Consider the following 16085-nt stretch of genomic DNA (forward strand, 5'->3'; position numbering starts at 1 on the left):
CCCGGAATGGCCACGATTCTTGTGGTGGAGCGTGTAGAATGTGCCCATTCCGTTCGTATCCGATTCCCTTTACAGCCAACAGCAAGAGAGGTGCCATGCCCTCGGACATCCGGCGTCCCAGCGGACGCGCGACCGATCAGACCCGCGACATTCGCCTGACCCGCGACTACACCCGTCATGCCGAGGGATCGGTGCTGGTGGAGTTCGGCGATACACGCGTGTTGTGCAATGCCAGTGTCGAGGCCGGCGTACCGCGCTGGCTGCGTGGCAAGAAGCAGGGCTGGGTGACCGCCGAGTACGGCATGTTGCCGCGGGCCACGCATACCCGGGGCGGTCGCGAGGCCAGCCGCGGCAAGCAGGGCGGTCGCACGGTGGAGATCCAGCGCCTGATCGGCCGCTCGCTGCGTGCCTCGATCAATCTAAAGAAGCTGGGTGAGTACACCATCACCGTGGACTGCGATGTCATTCAGGCCGATGGTGGTACCCGTACGGCGGCCATTACCGGGGGCTGCGTGGCCCTGGTGGATGCCGTGCGCTACCTGCAGCGCGAGAAGCTGATCAAGGGCGACCCCTTCCATCAGTTGATCAGTTCGGTGTCGGTGGGGATCTATCAGGGCACGCCGGTGGTCGATCTGGACTATCCGGAAGACAGCCGTGCCGGAACCGACATGAATGTGGTGATGGCCGAAAACGGCGAACTGATCGAGGTGCAGGGTACCGCTGAATCGGGCACCTACAGCCGTGCCGAACTCAACGCCATGCTCGACCTGGCCGAGAAGGCCGGTGGCGAGCTGTTCGAGCATCAGCGCGAGGCGCTGGGCATCCGTCGCTGAACGCACCTCGAACGCAACACGCCGGCTTCCGGCCGGCGTGTTGCATCGCGCGACAGCGCGATGGCGACGTAGGGAGGTGCGTCAGAGCGTCAGGTCGTACTCGACGATCAGCGGCGCGTGCTCGGAGAAAGTCGCGTCGTAGTCGATCCAGGCATCCACTACATGGCGGCGGAAGTTGGGTCCGACGATCTGATAGTCGATGCGCCAGCCTTCCTGGCGCTCCCGCGGCTGATCCTGGTCGAGCGCCGGCCACCATGTGTATTCGCCGGCGTCGCGGTTGATCTCGCGGAAGGTATCGATGAAGCCGGTCGGGCCGAAGACCTGATCCATCCAGGCGCGCTCTTCGGGCTTGAACCCCGGCGTGGTCTGGTTGTCCGCCCAGTTCTCCAGGTCGATGGTCTTGTGGGCAATGTGCCAGGTGCCGCAGATGATGTACTCGCGGCGCTTGCGCGCCATCTTGGTCAGGTACTCCTGGTACTGCGCCATGAAGTTCTGCTTGGCGGCTGGGTCGCTGCCGTCGGGCATCAGGAAGGAAGCGATGCTGAAACGGTCGTAGTCGGCCTGCAGGAAGCGCGCTTCATGGTCGCACTGGGGAAAGCCCAGCCCGTACATGATGGCCTTGGGAATCTTGCGGCAGTAAAGGCCAACGCCGGAGAAACCGTCCTGCTCGGCGTCGAGGAAGTAGCCTTCGTAGCCTTCCGGAAAGAGGATGCTGTCGTCGAGTTCGAAGCTCTTGGCCTTGAGGTTCTGCACGCAGACGACGTCGGCGTCCTGGTTGGCCAGCCAGTCGAGAAAGCCTCGTCCGACTGCCTCGCGAATGCCGTTGACATTGATGGTGGCGATTTTCATACATGGTCCCTTTTGCGTCGCGCGTGTATGATACCCGACGTTTCGACGTTTGGGTAAATGGCATCGGTCCATGAACGTGATAGGAGGCCCCGTGGCGGATCATCGAGTCGCATCGTCCCTGCAACCATATCAACAGGCGTTCATCGCGTTCGCCATCGAGCAGGGCGTGCTGCGCTTCGGCGAGTTCACGCTCAAGTCCGGCCGGGTCAGCCCCTACTTCTTCAACGCCGGCTTGTTCAAGTCCGGTGCCGCCCTGGCCCAGTTGGGCCGCTTCTATGCCCAGGCCATCGCGGATAGCGGGCTCGAGGCTGATGTCCTGTTCGGCCCTGCCTACAAGGGTATCCCATTGGCTGCGACCACAGCCGTGGCATTGGCCGATCATCATGACCGCGACTTGCCCTATGCGTTCAATCGCAAGGAGGCGAAGTCGCATGGCGAGGGCGGCAATATCGTCGGCGCCGAGCTCGCCGGCCGCATCCTGATCGTCGACGATGTCATCACGGCCGGCACTGCCGTGCGCGAGGTGATGGGCCTGATCGAGAGCGCCGACGCCGAGGCGGCCGGGGTCGTGGTGGCCCTGGATCGCCAGGAGCGCGGCGGCGATGACGGCGATGCGCGTAGCGCCATCCAGCAGGTCGAGGCGGCCTATGGCATGCCGGTGGTCAGCATCGTCAACCTGGATATGGTGCTCGAGTATCTCGAAGTCCATGCCGGCGAGGCGTTGCGGGGTCATGCCGAGGCCATCCGCGATTACCGTGATCGCTATGGCGTGACCGCCAACTGAACGAGGTCAGCCGTGCCTCGTCGGCGTTCGACCCCAGGTAGCCGACTATGCTCGATGTGGTGCTTTTCCAGCCCGAGATTCCGCCCAATACGGGCAACTTGATCAGGCTGTGCGCCAATACCGGATTCCGCCTTCACCTGATCGAGCCGCTCGGCTTCGAACTCGATGACAAGCGACTGCGCCGCGCCGGGCTTGATTATCACGAGTGGGCCCGGGTCCGTGTGCACCGAGACTGGGAGGCCTTCATCGGGACGGTCTCGCCCCGACGGGTCTTTGCCGTCTCCACGCGCGGCCGCACCGGCTATCATGAGCCGGCCTATGGGCCGGGCGACGCCTTGGTGTTCGGCCCCGAGACCCGCGGCCTGCCGCAGGCGATGCTCGATACCCTCCCCGAAGCACAGCGGCTGCGTATCCCTATGCTCCCCGAGAGCCGCAGCCTGAACCTCTCCAACGCCTGCGCCATCCTGGTCTATGAGGCGTGGCGGCAGCTCGATTTCGAAGGCGCCCTGACGCCGACGGCCGGGAGCATGTCATGACGATCAGCATTGCCAGCCGCCTCGCCAAGCTCAATCCCCGGCAGCAAGAGGCCGTGAAGGCCATCGATGGGCCTTGCCTGGTGCTGGCCGGCGCCGGTTCCGGCAAGACCAGCGTAATCACCACCAAGATCGCTTATCTGGTGCAGGAATGCGGGATGAGCGCTCGGCGCATCGCGGCGGTGACGTTCACCAACAAGGCGGCCCGGGAGATGAAGGAGCGGGTGGGCCAGATGCTCAAGGGGCGCGAGGCACATGGGCTGAGGGTCTCGACCTTCCACACCCTGGGGCTCAACATCATCCGCGGCGAGCTCAAGGCGCTGGGCTACAAGCCGGGGTTCTCGCTGTTCGACCCCGAGGACGCCAAGGCCTTGCTGCGCGATCTGATGAACAAGGACGCTCAGGTCGATGCCGACCAGATCAATCGGGTCCAGTCGGTGATCTCCAACTGGAAGAACGATCTGGTGTTGCCGGGCCAGGCCCTGTCTCATGCCGCCGATGAGGACGAACTGTTCGCTGCTCGGGTCTACGAGGCCTATGTTCGTCATCTCAAGGCCTACAATGCGGTCGATTTCGACGACCTGATCCTGTTGCCGGTGACCCTGCTGCGTGACGATCCCGAGGCGCTGGCGCGCTGGCGACGCAAGATCCACTACATGCTGGTGGACGAGTATCAAGACACCAACGTCAGCCAGTACCAGCTGGTGCGCATGCTGATGGGCGAGCGGGCGACCTTTACCGTGGTCGGCGATGACGATCAGTCGATCTATGCCTGGCGCGGTGCACGGCCCGAGAACCTGGTGACCCTGGGCGAGGATTTCCCGCGCCTCAACGTCATCAAGCTCGAGCAGAACTATCGCTCCACCGGGACCATCCTGCGTGCCGCCAACACCTTGATCGCCAACAACCCTCACGTCTACGAGAAGACGCTGTGGTCTGACATGGGCCAGGGCGAAGCGATCCGCGTGGTGGTCAACCGCCACGAGGAAGCGGAAGCCGAACGGGTGGCCAGCGAGATTCTCACCCGGCGCATCAAGGAGCGCGCCGAATGGCGCGACTTCGCCGTGCTCTATCGCGGCAACTTCCAGGCGCGGCTGCTGGAGCTCAAGCTGCAGCACTACCAGATTCCCTACAAGCTCTCCGGCGGCACCTCCTTCTTCTCGCGCAACGAGATCAAGGACGCCATGGCCTACCTGAGGCTGTTGATCAACCCGGCCGACGACAACGCCTTTTTGCGCATCGTCAATGTGCCGCGCCGGGAGATCGGCCCCGGCACCCTGGAAAAGCTGGCCAATTACGCCACCGACCGAGGGACCTCGCTGTTCGCTGCCTGCCATGAACTGGGGCTGGCCGAGCAGTTGCCGGCGCGGGCAGTCGAACGTCTGGGGCGCTTCACCCACTTCATCGACGGCGTGCGGCGTCGTATGGATGACGGCGATGCCATCGCCGCCATTCGCGGGATGCTGCATGAAATGGACTACGAAGCCTGGCTCTACCAGAACGCCAGCGCGCCGACCATCGCCGAGCGGCGCATGGCCAATGTCTGGACCCTGGTCGATCAGCTCGAGAAATCGATGCGGGCCGATCCCGACGAGGACAGCCCCAGCACCGATACTGAAACCGACGATGTGGAAGCGGCAATCTCGCGGCTGGTGCTGCGCGACATCCTCGAGCAACAGGCCGAGGAAGACGACTCCGATCGCGTTCAGCTTTTGACCATGCACGCCTCCAAGGGGCTGGAGTTCCCGCATGTCTACCTGATGGGCCTCGAGGAAGAACTGCTGCCACACCGCAACGCCATCGAAACGGGAAGCGTGGAGGAGGAGCGTCGCCTGGCCTACGTAGGCATCACCCGCGCGCGGCGTACCCTGACCCTGACGCTGGCCCGGCAACGCAAGGCCTATGGCGAGCTGATGGACTGCACGCCGAGCCGATTCCTCGATGAACTGCCCGAGGATGCGCTGGAATGGGAAGGCCGGGCCGACCGCGAAGACCCCGAGAAGAAACAGGCTCGCGGCCAGGATGCCCTGGCGGGGATTCGCTCGCTCTTGGGTTGATGGCGATTGGCCGCATATCCAGCGAAGCCCTGCCCCGGTCAGGCCAAGTCATCTGTGAGGGGGAGGCAGGAACCTCTGGGCTTGCCCGGCTATTGCGATTCGTCGAGCAGATAGTCGACGGCCGCCTTGACCTCGGCATCGGAGAGACTGGGATCGCCCCCCTTGGGCGGCATGGCATTGAAGCCCTCGATGACGTGGGTATAGAGCGTATCGGTTCCCTTCTCCAGGCGTTGCGACCAGGCCTCGGTGTCGCCAATCTTCGGCGCATTGGCCACACCGGTATCATGGCAGGCCATGCATACGGCGTCGTAGATGGCCGCGCCATCGATGTCGCCACCCCCGCTTCCTCCTGACCCCGTGTCGCCACCCCCGGTCGACGACGCGCTGGTGCCACAATCCTGGCCCTCGAGGCAGAGCTCCCCCACCGGGGCTAGACGCTTGGCGATGGCCTCGTGGCTGGCGTCTTCCTGGGCGAAGGTCAGGCCCGTCAGGCCGAGGGTGGCCAGGCACCCCACGATCAGCTTGCTGGAACTCACTGTGCCACCTCTCTTGTTATTGGACGGCAATTGCCGGACGGCGTCACGGCCGACCTTCGAGCCACGCGGGGCATGCCGAAGGCCATGCGATGGTGGTCAGTATAACCAGCATCGGCAAAAGCGGAAAAACGCGCAGGTACCGGCAAGCCCGAGCGACTTCATCCGGCACGCGAAGAGGGGCCCAGGCAGGTGCCCCCGTTCGTTCTCTTCCCGGAGATACGGCCGTGTTATCGGCAGAGTGCGGTGAGCCCAAAAATCGATTAAAGTATAAAAAGATAGCTTGTTACTAATTCGCATGCTTTTTTGGATTCCTCACGCTGAGGCCTGTATCTGGCAGGAGGCGCCACCACTCAGGTTCCTGCGCCCCGGCCGGGCTCTTGCCGAGCTATCACGAAAACGACCGTTACCAGAAGGACACAGTGCTAATGGCGTCCCAGCCCGATAACGTGTCGCGGCGCGCGTTCCTGCGCGGTTCCGTGACCCTCATCCCCGCCGTTGGCCTGGCTGGTGGCGTCAGCCTCACTGCCCAGGCGAACGAACCCGCTCCCAATCTCAGCGAATACCAGCCGGTTTTCTTCAGTGAAGATGAGTGGTCCTTCCTGCTCGCCGCCTGCGACCGTCTGATTCCCGGTGAGAGTGCCGGCCAGGGCCCCGGCGCTCTGGATACCAACGTGCCGGTCTTCCTCGACCGCCAGATGGATGCTCCCTACGGCCATGCCGATCGCTGGTACATGGAAGGGCCTTTCGTTACGGATGGCTCTCCCGACCTGGGCTTTCAATATCCCTATACGCCGCGCGAGGTCTACCAGAAGGGCATTGCGATGACGCAGCAGTATTGCAAGCAGCAGTACGGCAAGCGTTTCGAGCAGTTGGATGGCAATACTCAGGACAGCGTCCTGCAGGGATTGGAAGCCAACGACATCGATTTCGCCGCCCTGAACGGGATCCATAAGCTGCAGGCAGCGGACTTCTTCTCGCAATTGTTGCAGAACACCAAGGAAGGCTACCTGGCCGACCCCATCCATGGCGGCAACAAGCACATGGCGGCGTGGAAGATGATCGGGTTTCCCGGTGCCCGCGCCAGCTATCGCGATTGGGTTGGCCAGCACGACGTCGAATACCCACTGGGACCGGTCAGTCTCACCGGCGAGCGAGGCTGAGCGCGAGGCGGGCATCGCGAGCCATCTCTCGCCACCAGGGTTAGAAAAAGGACTTCCACCGTGACTGCAAGATATCTGATTCCACTGTTGGCGTGTTGCACCCTGCTGACCGCCTCCCCAGTGTTCGCCGACGCCGATGACCTCGTCGAGCGTGGCGCTTACCTGGCCCGTGCCGGCGACTGCGCCGCCTGCCACACCGCACCGGAGGGCAAGCCCTTTGCCGGCGGCCTGGGGATCGAGAGCCCCTTCGGCACTATCTATTCGACCAACATCACCCCGGACCCGGAACATGGCATCGGCCACTACACCGAGGAGCAGTTTGCCGCTGCCCTGCGCGACGGCAAGCGTACCGATGGCGCCAACCTTTACCCGGCTATGCCGTATCCTTCCTACGCAAACCTGACCGACGAGGATGTCCATGCGCTCTATGCCTACTTCATGCAAGGCGTGGAGCCTGTAGCGACCCAGCCGCCGGAGACGTCGCTCGGCTTCCCGTTCAACCAGCGCTGGGGCATCACCGCCTGGAACTGGTTGTTCGCCGACCAGGAAACTTTCACGCCGAAAGCCGACCGGAATGCGTTGACCGAGCGCGGTCGCTACCTGGTCGAGGGGCTTGGCCACTGCGGTAGTTGCCACACGCCGCGCGGCATCGCCCAGCAGGAGAAAGCCCTCGACGATGGCGACGATGCCTATCTCGCCGGTGCCGATCTGAACGGCTGGTGGGCGCCTTCCCTGCGTGCCGGAAAGGGTGGCGACGGGCAAGGCATCGAAGGTTGGGACACCCAGGCGATCGTCGACTACCTCAAGACCGGCCGCAATGTGCACGCCACCGTGGGGGGCGAGATGACGTCTGTCATTGCCCACAGTACGTCGCATCTCACCGATCAGGACCTGACGAGCATTGCGCAATACCTCAAGTCATTGCCCGCCAATCCGGCGAACGAGAGTGTCGCGTCGGCCGACGAACGTGAGCAGGCCACCCGCGAGACGGCCGCGCGCCTGACCGCCGCCAAGCATCTGAGCGACGGCGAGCGCCTCTATATAGACAACTGTGCGGCATGCCACTTCAACGCCGGTGAGGGGGCCGACCGCGTCTTCCCGCAGCTCGCCGGCAACTCCTTGATCAATGCCGACGATCCGACTGGCTTGATCCACACCATCCTGGCGGGCGCCCGGCCGCCGGCGACGCCGACGATCCCTGCCCAACTGCCGATGCCCGGCTTCAGCTGGCGCCTGTCGAACGAGGAAGTCGCCACCTTGGCTACCTTCGTGCGCGGTGCCTGGGGCAATGATGCCGAGCCGGTGACGGCCGAGCAGGTCGCCAGGGTGCGTGCATCGATCAAGCAGGCCCCGCTGAGTCGGGCCCCGGATCCGAACGGCTCGCTCAACCACGAAGACGGTGACCAGTAACGGAAGGCGGGCTGCCCGAAGAGGCGGCCATGCCGATGCGCCGGAGTGCGCATCGAATGAATCGAGGAGTTAACACATGGCTAAGCAACAACCGCGAGTCGATGCGGTCATCGTCGGCCTCGGCTGGACCGGTTCCATCATGGGCATGGAACTGACGGATGCGGGGCTGAACGTGCTGGCGCTGGAACGTGGTGCCGATCGCACCAATGCCGATTTCGCTTATCCCAAGGCGGCGGATGAGATTCAGTACGGCGTTCGTCACACCATGATGCAGAAGCCGAAACAGTCAGCAGTCACCATCCGCCGCAATCTCGACGAGCGTGCGCTGCCACAGCGCAAGCTGGGTGCTTTCCTGCCCGGTGACGGCGTGGGCGGTGCCGGCGCGCACTGGACAGGTGTGCTGATTCGGCCGACGCCGACCGACCTGCAGTTGAAGAGCTTCGCCGACCAGGCCTTCGAGCCCGGGGTGTTGCAGGAAGACATGCAGATTCAGGATTTCGGTGTGACCTGGGACGAGCTGGAGCCGCACTTCACTTTCTTCGAGAAAGTGTGTGGTCAGTCCGGCACCACCGGCAACTTGCGCGGCGAGATCCAGGAAGGCGGCGATCCGTTCGAAGGGCCACGCAGCGAGCCTTATCCGCTGCCGGCGCTACAGGACACCCAGAGCACTGACATGTTCGACAAGGCCGCGCGTCAGCTGGGATACCATCCTTTCCCCAACCCTTCGGCCAACGTGTCGCGCGCTTGGACCAATCCTTATGGCATGCAGCTCGGTCCCTGCAATTATTGTGGCTTCTGTTCCCGTTACGGCTGCGTGAACTATTCCAAGGCCTCGCCGCAGACCTGCATCCTGAATGCGCTCAAGCAGCGCAGTAACTTCGCTTATCGGACTCACGCCAACGTGACTCGTGTCGAGCTGGCGCCTGATGGCAAGACCGCGACCGGCGTGACCTATATCGACGAAAACGGCGATGAGGTATTCCAGCCGGCGGATATGGTCGTCCTGGCCTCCTACGCGCTCAACAACGTGCGTTTGATGCTCAACTCCGGCATTGGCCAGATGTACGATCCCGTTTCACGCACCGGTACGGTGGGACGCAACTACGCCTACCAGATAGGCGGTGGCATTCATCTGTACTTCGACGACATCGAGTTCAACCCGTTTGCCACCGCGGGGGCCACCGGCCGGATGTTCAACGACTTCTCGCCGGGCAACTTCGACAGCGCGCCTTATGGCTTTATCGGCGGCGCCAAGATGCACGCCTCGCAGGCGAGCGGCACGCCGATCAAGACGCCGCTGCCCAACCACACACCCAGCTGGGGCCAAGGTTACAAGGATGCGTTGAAGAAGTACTACGGTCACCACATGGAGATCTCGATGGCCGGCAGCGTGATGTCCTATCGTACCAACATGCTCGACCTCGATCCGACCTGGAAGGACCCCTATGGCTTGCCGCTGCTGCGCATGACCTTCGACTGGAAGGAGAACGAACTGAAGCTTTCACGCTTCATGCGCGACCGGCTGAGAGAGATCGCGAAGGTGCTCAAGCCGGATCACATGGACGAGAGCTTCCAGCTGAGTGGCGATCACTTCAAGGTGACCAACTACGTCTCGACGCACAATGTCGGCGGGGCGGTCATGGGGACCGATCCGAGCAACTCGGCGCTCAACCGGTATCTTCAGAGCTGGGACGTGCACAATGTCTTCGTTCCCGGCGGCAACGCCTTCCCGCAGAACTTCCAGGCCAATCCTACCGACCTGATCGCCGCGCTGACGTACTGGTCGGCCAAGAAGATCAAGGAAACGTACCTGAAAAAACCGGGACCGCTGATGTCGCGTGCCTGATCACCTGGCCTGGCGTTACATGGAGCGAGGCAGGCGGGATCGCTGGCCACGGCCACGCTCTCGCCTCGCACCGATTGCCTGACGCAGGATCACCGGCGGGTGGACAGCCGATGGGCGGCAAGGTAGGATAATGCGCGCAATCGCTGCCGACGGCGGAGTGAATGAAAACTCCAAACAGGCAGGAAATACGCGCCCTTAGCTCAGCTGGATAGAGCGTCGCCCTCCGGAGGCGAAGGTCAAAGGTTCGAATCCTTTAGGGCGCGCCAGAATCGCAGAGAAACGGCCACCTCGCTCACAGCGCGGTGGCCGTTTCTCGTTGCGCCATCCGGGCGAGTTCTCATTCGGCCATTGCGCCTCGAACACCCCACGGGATCAGATGGCGGCTTGCCGCCCCGGCGATAGCCTCGGCCCGTCGAGGCGCAGGCCTTGTCTTTACAGTCGAGGGACTGTCACCTAGCTTTCATGGGTGTCCGATCGCACGGCTTCAAGACCGGTACTGGCCATGGAAAAGAATCTGGTGGAAGTGAACCTCGATAAGCTGGTCTCGTTCAGGAGAGATGTTCACCGGCATCCCGAACTTGGCTTCGAGGAACACGAGACATCGCGCAAGATCCGTGAGTATCTGGAGGCGCTGGATGTCGAATATGTCTCGGGTATCGGCAAGACCGGTATCGTGGCCTGGATAGTCGGCTCCCGGGAGGGGCATGGGGCGAGTGTTGGTCTGCGTGCCGATATGGATGCGCTACCGCTCGAGGAGCACAGTGGCGTCGATCATGCGTCCCGGCACCATGGACGCATGCATGCCTGTGGACATGATGGCCATACGACCATGTTGCTGGGGGCTGTCGAGTACTTCAGGCACAACAGGGCGTTTTCCGGCACGATCTATTTCATTTTCCAGCCGGCCGAAGAAGGGGTCGGGGGTGGCAAGGCCATGGTCGATGATGGCCTGTTCGAAAGATTCCCCATCAAGGAAGTATATGGTCTGCACAATTGGCCGGGATTACCGGTCGGCAAGTTCGGACTGGTGAGCGGCCCGATCATGGCCAGTGGCGACCGTGTCGATATTACGATCCAGGGTCGCGGCGGGCACGGCGGGCTCAACCCGCATGGGTGTGTCGATCCGATACGCATCGCAGCGGAACTCATCAGCAAGGCGCACACGATCATATCCCGTGAGGTGGATCCCCTGAACCCGGCCGTTCTCAGTATCTGCGCCATTCAAGGAGGCGATCTGGACGGCTTTGCGGTGATCCCGAATACCACGAAGTTGAGTGGCACGATTCGCGCTCTGGACGAGGAGACCCGAACCATCGTGGCGTCCGGGCTGCGGCGGCTCTGCGAAAGCCTTGAGCACTATTACGGCGCCACGATAGAACTGAAGATCGAAGACAAGTTCGGTGTGACCTTCAATGACGCCGAGGCGACGGAGTCTGCAAGAAAGGTGATTCAGGAGTGTTTCGGGGAAGATGCTCTGGTTCGGGATTACAAGCCAAGCATGGGAGGCGAGGATTTCTCCTATATGCTGGCCGTTCGACCAGGCTCTTATATTCATGTCGGCTCCGGCGATGAGGATCACCCTCATGGCTTGCATAATCCACAATATGATTTCAATGATAGCATTATTCCGCTGGGCGTAAGCTTGCTGTCTCGCTTGGCGGTTGCATCATTGAATCGACAATATTCATGACGAAAACGTAAGGATGAGCCGACAGTGTAATCGATGATCGGGAGAAGACTGGATGACCATCAACAAGGAAAAGAAGGTCGCCAAGGCATATGTGGTATTTCTGATATCACTCTTTCTGCTGCTGACGTTCCCGGTATATGCCATCGCCAATCGGGTCTTTCCGCTCGTTGCAGGACTACCCTTCGGTCTGTTCTGGATCGTGCTCATGGAGGGGGTCGCCTTTCTCGTACTCTGCGTTTTCTATCGCTATGAATACGGCAAGGGAGATCACCGATGAACAATTGGGTCTTTGCCCTGACCGCGATGCTAGTCTATCTGGTGCTGGCTTTCGTGCTGGGGCTGCTTGCCGGGCGTAGACGCTCATTCTGGTCGGTATCGGAGTATGCTGTTGCCGACCGAGGCCTCGGCCTTGTCGTGATCTGGTTCATGATGGGCGGCACGGTCTTCAGTGCCTTTTCCTTCCTGGGTGGGCCAGGCATGGCATTTTCCCAGGGGGCTGCGGCCTTTTTCGTGCCGACTTACGTGGCTCTGGGCATCCTGCCCTGGTACCTGCTGGGGCCTAAGGTAGGGCGCATTGGAGCACGCAAGAATTTCTTCACCATGGGAGATTTTCTGGGAGACCGCTATCAGTCTCGGTCACTGACCGTGATCGTGGGCGTCATTTCGGTGCTGGCCTTCATCCAGTACCTGACGCTGCAGATCAAGGGAATGGCCTTCATCTTCAATATCCTGACCGACGGGGTAATTCCCTATTGGTTGGGCGCACTTCTCGCCTACGGGATCGTCGTGATCTATGTTGCCAGCTCTGGCGTACGTGGAGCGGCCTGGAGCGATGTCTTTCAGGGGGCGTTGATGCTTGTCGTGGCATGGACCGTCGGCTTCTATCTCGTCTATGCGCTACAGGGTGGCCCGGCTGACATGTTCACGTCCATCAGCGAGTCGCGTCCTGGCTTCCTGACCATCGGGAATGAAGGCTCCACGATGTCGGGAATGGCCTATACCACCGTGATACTGGTATCGGCATTGGGCTTTCTCATGTGGCCGCACTTGTTCACCAAGTCCTATACCACGACGGAGAAGCGCATCAAGCTCACGACACTGGCGTTTCCCTTGTTCGGGATCTTCATGGTGCCGGTGCTATTCATCGGTTTTTCGGCCATCGGGGTGGTATCGCCTGATGCCCTGGGGAGTGCGGACGAGATCCTGCCGCACTTGATCACCTACGAGCTGGGCGCGAGTGGTTGGCTCTACGGCTTGATCGGTGCCGGCTCGCTGGCGGCTGCAATGTCGTCTTCCGATGCCATTACCCACGGTGGCTCGGTGTCGCTTGGGCGGGATGTGCTGCTGCCCCTGAAGCCGGACATGAACGAACGTACCCAGATCTGGATCATGCGCCTAGGGGTCGTCGCCATCGGTGCCGCTGCCTACTGGCTGTCGATCTTCGGCGCAGCGGGGATCATCGCGCTGCTGGTGGGTGCCTATGGTTCGATCGCCCAGTTCGTGCCGGCCGTCTACGGTGCCCTGATCTGGCGGCGGGCCACGAAGAGCGGCGCCATCGCGGGGCTCATCGTGGGCATTGCGGTCAACTACTATTATCAGATCGTGGCCGATGTCACGCCGCTGGACATGAACGCCGGTTTCATCGGGTTGTTATGCAACATCGTCGTGTTCGTGGCCATCAGCATGTTAACGCGTCCCGTTCCCGAAGCGCTGGCGGATGAATACCGCAACGCCTGAGTCAGAGATCGTGCAACGCATCCAGCAATGCCTGGAGCGCGTCGCCCTTGTGGCCAATCACGACCAGGGCCTGAGAACGCCCGGCGGTGGTGGCAATGCGCGTCATGCGACCGCCGGCGACCTGCACGAGGTAGCGGCTTCGCGCAGCATCGTTGGCGATGACCAGGCCCTTGACCCGAAGCAGCTCCGTTGCCGCGTCAGCGAGCAGCATATCGAGCGTCGCCACGTCGATAGGATGTGCAAATCTCACGCTCTGCGTGGTAAGCGGGCCGGTGCCGGACCCTGGACATGACGGTGCCGATGGCGGCCCTTGTGGCGCTGTTTCGAGCGTCATGCGCGCGCCGGGATTGATGGCGGTAATACGCCGCAGGACAGAGGCCTGGTGTTCGTCGCTCAGCCAGTTCATCCGATTGATGCGTAGCCGCGATACCTCGCGAATCTGTGCGGTGAAGACTTCATTGATGGCATCGTCGCCTAAGTGCCGTTCGACGGCGCTGGCATCGACCAGTGACTCGCTCTCGTCGAGCCGATAACCCCGGGCGGCATCGAGCAGTTGCATCAGGGGCCGCGGTCGGGCGATACCGCTGGCCTCGAAGACGAGGCGTCCGGGGCGTCGCGACCAACCGAGGATATCGCGCAGCTGTACCGAGAGATTGCCCGAGATACCACAGCAGGCACAGCCGTTGGTCAGCCGCAGTATATTGTCCTGCCGTGACTCGACCAGCTCGGCGTCGATGTTGAGGCGGCCGAAATCATTGATCAGAAACAGGGCATCCTGCAGCTTGCCGGCATGAATCAGATGGTTGATGCGTGTCGTCTTGCCGCTGCCGAGAAAGCCGCATAACAGCGTGGTGGGGATGTCTGCTGCCATCTCGTTACTCGCCATTGCCGGTCGGGTACCCGCCGAGGAGAGTGTCATGCACGCGAATATCCTTGAGTGGTGTCTCGCTCGTCAGGGGATCCTCGTCAAGCACGGTGATATCCGCCCACTTGCCTGGCTCCAGACTGCCGATGCAGTCATCCAGGCGGAGGGTATAGGCAGCGCCCAGGGTAATGGCTTCCAGTGCCCGGGCGCGGCTGATCTTCTCGGCATCGCCGAGCGATGTACCGCCAGAGGTCTCTCGTGTCGTGGCACACCATGCTGTGAACAGCGGAGAGAGGGGAGTGACCGGTGCATCGCAATGAATACCGAAGGGAATGCCCAGGCGATCCGCACTGGCGGCAGGCTCCAGTCGTTGGCACCGGTCGAAACCTAGCGTTCGCGTCAAATGGATATCGCCCCAGTAATAGATATGGTTGGCAAAGATGTTCAGGCAGACACCGAGCCGCGCGGCACGTCGTAGCTGGTCCTGGCGGATCAACTGAACATGCTGAAGGGTATGGCGGTGGTCCGGTCGGGGCCACATCGCCAGGGCCTCATCCAGGGCGTCGAGGATGATCGCCACGGCCTCATCGCCATTGGTATGGACATGCAGCTGAAGCCCGGCCTGATGATAGTGCTGCACCATGTCATGGAATGTCTGCGGTGGTGCATTCCAGACACCGTTCCGAGGACCGGTCAGGTAACCCGGCCACTGCAGGCGTGCCGTGAAATTCTGGATGGCACCATCGGTGACCAGCTTGACGAGGCCGCAGTGCAGGCGTTCGTGATTGTGCTGCATGACCTCGTGCAGGCGCCTGCTGCCGGCTTCCGGCTCCCAGGCCAGGGCGTTGAGGGCGGGGACCAGGCGAACCGGGTAATCGGGACGAGCCGTGGCGTTACGCAGGGCATCGACTGTGGCATCGCTCAGCGGATTGAGCAGGTCGGTCAGAGTCGTGATCCCTGCTCGCCTGGCTGCCCGGGCATAGCGTACGAGTACTCGCTCGCTGGAGGCGCCGTCGAAGATATCGAAGCCCAGGGCATCGAAGACCAGGTGCATGGCCGGCAGTTCTTGCAATTCGCCATTGGGTTGACCCTCCACATCGCGGACGATGCCCTCCAGCACCTGTTCTTCCAGCCCGATCAGGCGAAGCGTCGCGCTGTTGACCGTCATGGCGTGCAGGCTGGCATGCATGACGACGATGGGCCGCTGGTGGCTGACGGCGTCGAGCAGGCGCTTGTCGAGGCGCTCGCCGTCGAAATAGACCGGATCGAAGCCCCAGCCGATGAGGGGAGTCGCCGGCGCACCCTCGTCGAGATGGGCCGCCAGGCGTTGCTGCACGGCTGTTGGCGTCTTCAGGCCTTCCCAGCGAGCTCCGTCAGGGGCGATCCTGTCGTGATAGCCCAGATAGAGATGCTCCCAGAGGGAGCCTTCCAGTGCATGGCTGTGCCCTTCGACGAAACCTGGCACCAGCACCTTGTCGGCATAGCGGTCATCGATCTCTACCTCGCCGAAGCGCCTGATCTCCTCCAGCGGTCCAACGCTCAGGACTCGGCCTTCATGCACGGCGACGCAATGGCCGGCAGGTTGCGAGGGATTCATGGTACGAATGGTTTTCGCCGTGTAGGCAGTGATGGACATACGACCTCCTCCAGACGCCATCCCTTTCAGTGTAGGAGAAGACGATTCCGACCCGTTCGGGAACGCCAGGCAATGGAGCGAGGAGGGCCGGGTGGAGCGGGAATGGGCGACGTGATGGCCCGAGCGTCATCTGCGATTGCAGGACAGGC

Annotated in this window: 14 protein-coding genes and 1 tRNA gene; 11 read left to right on the forward strand and 4 right to left on the reverse strand. The window is 62.2% G+C overall.

Annotation, left to right across the window (positions count from 1 at the left end; all coding sequences use genetic code 11):
- Positions 1-95 precede the first annotated feature (95 nt).
- Entirely contained in the window at positions 96-833 is a 738-nt protein-coding gene (gene rph / locus A9O65_RS08650; protein ID WP_064699977.1) for a ribonuclease PH, read from the forward strand.
- Between the two features lie 81 nt (positions 834-914).
- On the opposite strand, the gene A9O65_RS08655 is transcribed toward rph, so the two are convergent.
- Entirely contained in the window at positions 915-1682 is a 768-nt protein-coding gene (locus tag A9O65_RS08655) for an exodeoxyribonuclease III (protein WP_064699978.1), read from the reverse strand.
- Between the two features lie 70 nt (positions 1683-1752).
- Here A9O65_RS08655 and pyrE point away from each other — a divergent pair, with 70 nt between their 5' ends.
- The 3 genes from pyrE to rep are packed head-to-tail and all read left to right on the forward strand — an operon-like array spanning position 1753 to position 5056.
- On the forward strand, positions 1753-2466 hold the full coding sequence (gene pyrE, locus A9O65_RS08660; RefSeq protein ID WP_064699979.1) for an orotate phosphoribosyltransferase: 714 nt from the start codon (positions 1753-1755) through the stop codon (positions 2464-2466).
- A 47-nt stretch (positions 2467-2513) separates the two neighbouring features.
- On the forward strand, positions 2514-3002 hold the full coding sequence (gene trmL, locus A9O65_RS08665; protein WP_064699980.1) for a tRNA (uridine(34)/cytosine(34)/5-carboxymethylaminomethyluridine(34)-2'-O)-methyltransferase TrmL: 489 nt from the start codon (positions 2514-2516) through the stop codon (positions 3000-3002).
- Positions 2999-5056, forward strand: a complete 2058-nt coding sequence (rep, locus tag A9O65_RS08670; protein ID WP_064701876.1) for a DNA helicase Rep — start codon at positions 2999-3001, stop codon at positions 5054-5056. Before trmL ends, rep begins: the two co-directional genes overlap by 4 nt.
- Positions 5057-5145: 89 nt before the next feature.
- On the opposite strand, the gene A9O65_RS08675 is transcribed toward rep, so the two are convergent.
- Positions 5146-5592, reverse strand: coding sequence for a c-type cytochrome (locus A9O65_RS08675; RefSeq protein WP_064699982.1), 447 nt, complete (start codon positions 5590-5592; stop codon positions 5146-5148).
- Between the two features lie 425 nt (positions 5593-6017).
- Here A9O65_RS08675 and A9O65_RS08680 point away from each other — a divergent pair, with 425 nt between their 5' ends.
- The 7 genes from A9O65_RS08680 to A9O65_RS08710 all read left to right on the forward strand — a co-directional run bounded on the left by A9O65_RS08680 (position 6018) and on the right by A9O65_RS08710 (position 13435).
- Positions 6018-6752, forward strand: a complete 735-nt coding sequence (locus A9O65_RS08680; protein ID WP_064701877.1) for a gluconate 2-dehydrogenase subunit 3 family protein — start codon at positions 6018-6020, stop codon at positions 6750-6752.
- A 60-nt stretch (positions 6753-6812) separates the two neighbouring features.
- Entirely contained in the window at positions 6813-8162 is a 1350-nt protein-coding gene (locus A9O65_RS08685; RefSeq protein ID WP_064701878.1) for a c-type cytochrome, read from the forward strand.
- A 76-nt stretch (positions 8163-8238) separates the two neighbouring features.
- Positions 8239-10008, forward strand: coding sequence for a GMC family oxidoreductase (locus tag A9O65_RS08690; protein WP_064701879.1), 1770 nt, complete (start codon positions 8239-8241; stop codon positions 10006-10008).
- Positions 10009-10197: 189 nt separating this feature from the next.
- Positions 10198-10274, forward strand: a tRNA-Arg gene (locus A9O65_RS08695).
- Between the two features lie 236 nt (positions 10275-10510).
- Complete coding sequence (locus A9O65_RS08700; RefSeq protein WP_064699986.1) at positions 10511-11698, forward strand: M20 aminoacylase family protein; 1188 nt, start codon at positions 10511-10513, stop codon at positions 11696-11698.
- Between the two features lie 52 nt (positions 11699-11750).
- Positions 11751-11975 carry a hypothetical protein gene (locus A9O65_RS08705; RefSeq protein ID WP_064699987.1) on the forward strand — a complete coding sequence of 75 codons (225 nt, stop codon included), beginning with the start codon at positions 11751-11753 and terminating at the stop codon, positions 11973-11975.
- The gene (locus A9O65_RS08710) at positions 11972-13435 is read left to right on the forward strand and encodes a sodium:solute symporter family protein (RefSeq protein ID WP_064699988.1); all 1464 of its coding nucleotides are present in this window, start codon (positions 11972-11974) and stop codon (positions 13433-13435) included. Before A9O65_RS08705 ends, A9O65_RS08710 begins: the two co-directional genes overlap by 4 nt.
- A gap of 1 nt (position 13436) precedes the next feature.
- On the opposite strand, the gene A9O65_RS08715 is transcribed toward A9O65_RS08710, so the two are convergent.
- Together A9O65_RS08715 and A9O65_RS08720 are read right to left on the reverse strand one after the other, a co-directional pair.
- A complete protein-coding gene (locus tag A9O65_RS08715) occupies positions 13437-14354 on the reverse strand; it encodes a CobW family GTP-binding protein (RefSeq protein ID WP_082920018.1) in 918 nt (305 codons plus the stop codon).
- Positions 14311-15936: an amidohydrolase gene (locus A9O65_RS08720; protein ID WP_074749314.1), complete on the reverse strand. Its 1626-nt coding sequence runs from the start codon at positions 15934-15936 to the stop codon at positions 14311-14313. The genes A9O65_RS08715 and A9O65_RS08720 overlap by 44 nt, the downstream gene beginning before the upstream one ends.
- Positions 15937-16085 lie beyond the last annotated feature (149 nt).

The sequence above is a fragment of the Halomonas caseinilytica genome (assembly GCF_001662305.1).
Classification (GTDB): domain Bacteria; phylum Pseudomonadota; class Gammaproteobacteria; order Pseudomonadales; family Halomonadaceae; genus Halomonas; species Halomonas caseinilytica.

What these genes read in the sequence shown, in the direction of transcription:
- rph (WP_064699977.1), top strand. Translation starts at nt 96, where the DNA reads ATGCCCTCGGACATCCGGCGTCCCAGCGGACGCGCGACCGATCAGACC.
- A9O65_RS08655 (WP_064699978.1), bottom strand. Translation starts at nt 1,682, where the DNA reads ATGAAAATCGCCACCATCAATGTCAACGGCATTCGCGAGGCAGTCGGA.
- pyrE (WP_064699979.1), top strand. Translation starts at nt 1,753, where the DNA reads ATGAACGTGATAGGAGGCCCCGTGGCGGATCATCGAGTCGCATCGTCC.
- trmL (WP_064699980.1), top strand. Translation starts at nt 2,514, where the DNA reads ATGCTCGATGTGGTGCTTTTCCAGCCCGAGATTCCGCCCAATACGGGC.
- rep (WP_064701876.1), top strand. Translation starts at nt 2,999, where the DNA reads ATGACGATCAGCATTGCCAGCCGCCTCGCCAAGCTCAATCCCCGGCAG.
- A9O65_RS08680 (WP_064701877.1), top strand. Translation starts at nt 6,018, where the DNA reads ATGGCGTCCCAGCCCGATAACGTGTCGCGGCGCGCGTTCCTGCGCGGT.
- A9O65_RS08690 (WP_064701879.1), top strand. Translation starts at nt 8,239, where the DNA reads ATGGCTAAGCAACAACCGCGAGTCGATGCGGTCATCGTCGGCCTCGGC.
- A9O65_RS08700 (WP_064699986.1), top strand. Translation starts at nt 10,511, where the DNA reads ATGGAAAAGAATCTGGTGGAAGTGAACCTCGATAAGCTGGTCTCGTTC.
- A9O65_RS08705 (WP_064699987.1), top strand. Translation starts at nt 11,751, where the DNA reads ATGACCATCAACAAGGAAAAGAAGGTCGCCAAGGCATATGTGGTATTT.
- A9O65_RS08710 (WP_064699988.1), top strand. Translation starts at nt 11,972, where the DNA reads ATGAACAATTGGGTCTTTGCCCTGACCGCGATGCTAGTCTATCTGGTG.
- A9O65_RS08715 (WP_082920018.1), bottom strand. Translation starts at nt 14,354, where the DNA reads ATGACACTCTCCTCGGCGGGTACCCGACCGGCAATGGCGAGTAACGAG.
- A9O65_RS08720 (WP_074749314.1), bottom strand. Translation starts at nt 15,936, where the DNA reads ATGTCCATCACTGCCTACACGGCGAAAACCATTCGTACCATGAATCCC.